2 protein-coding genes are annotated in these 1,356 nt (G+C 44.0%); one reads left to right on the top strand and one right to left on the bottom strand.

All coding sequences use genetic code 11. The features are described 5' to 3' along the window. On the bottom strand, positions 1–542 hold a 542-nt coding region (locus R7P72_RS24505), incomplete at its 3' end, for a tRNA-uridine aminocarboxypropyltransferase (RefSeq protein WP_318110897.1). Between the two features lie 154 nt (positions 543–696). On the opposite strand from R7P72_RS24505, the gene R7P72_RS24510 reads away from it, so the two are divergent. After that, positions 697–1,356, top strand: a 660-nt coding sequence (locus R7P72_RS24510; protein ID WP_318110898.1) for a sterol desaturase family protein, incomplete at its 3' end; no start/stop codon positions are given.

Below are 1,356 nucleotides of genomic sequence, written 5' to 3' on the forward strand. Positions count from 1 at the left end.
CGCATGATGTATTCAGATAAACACTCCGGCTCGATAGATAGGACTGGTAGAGACTGTAAAAACTCAGAGCGACGGAAGATTTTTCGCGCCTCACGCCAACTACCATCGATAAAAATCAACAACCACTTTTTGCTATTACCATCAGTGCGATGTAAGTGCTCAGCGTGTAATCCATCTAGCAATCGCTCAGGTTGATCAACGTAATCGGCAGGAAAAACAATGACAGGCTGGTAGTCATCGTTGGACAAAAGATCAAGCATCTCTTGTGAAGGTTCAGTGCGATTCCATTGATACACGTAAGTCTCTTTCACCGTATCAGCAATCAAACGGCCTGTATTGCTTGGCTTAAACACTTCGTTCTCAGACACAATCAGCATGCACGCGACATTGCTATCGATATCAGGTTGCAATTCACATAAACAATGCTGCTCTGAAACCTGACAGAATGGGCAGCGCTGAACTTTGCATCCACGAGCATTAAAAGGCTTCGTTGAGATGGATTGACGATACTGATATAAACGATGGAAAGCGTGGATTCTCATGAAGGAAATGCCAAATAAAAACGAGAGCGCGATTCTACTGGTATAACCGCTCGCTCACAAGGCGACAGCGTTATTACTCTAAAGACCAAACATTGAAAGAATCTCACGTTAGTTAAGGTCTATTGCGACAAATGCGTAGAATAAGGAAAGATCAGTGACTGAAAACACGTTTACCGACCCATCTTGGTTGCGACTTAGCTGTTTTATTGGCGTATTGTTGCTGTGTACTCTTTGGGAAAACAAGCTCCCAAGAAAGACGCTCACCGTCAAACGTTCCTTTCGCTGGTTAAACAACCTCTCTTTGGTCGCCCTAAATAGCGCGATCATTGCATTAGTGATGCCTATTGCTGCGTTTCAAGCTGCGACCATTGCTCATGATCAGCAATGGGGACTATTCAATCTTCTCTCCCTGCCCGGTTGGTTAAATGTGTTGCTTGCTGTGATTGTTCTCGATCTCATCATCTATGTTCAGCACTTGGTTTTTCATCGCGTTAAACCGCTATGGAAAATTCATCGTATGCACCATGCCGATTTGGATATCGATGTCACAACTGGCGCGCGTTTTCATCCAATTGAAATCATCATCTCGATGGTCGTCAAAATCGCCTCGGTATTCATTCTTGGTGTTTCACCTCTCGCGATTGTGGTTTTTGAGATCATTCTAAATGCGAGTGCGATGTTCAATCACAGTAACGCAAAGCTTGCGTTATCTATCGATAAAAAACTGCGAAAAGTCATTGTGACACCAGACATGCACCGCGTGCACCATTCGGTGATTGCGAAGGAAACCCATTCGAACTTTGGTTTTTTCCTT

The organism is Vibrio sp. Vb0888 (genome assembly GCF_033338835.1).
Taxonomy (GTDB): Bacteria; Pseudomonadota; Gammaproteobacteria; order Enterobacterales; family Vibrionaceae; genus Vibrio; species Vibrio alginolyticus.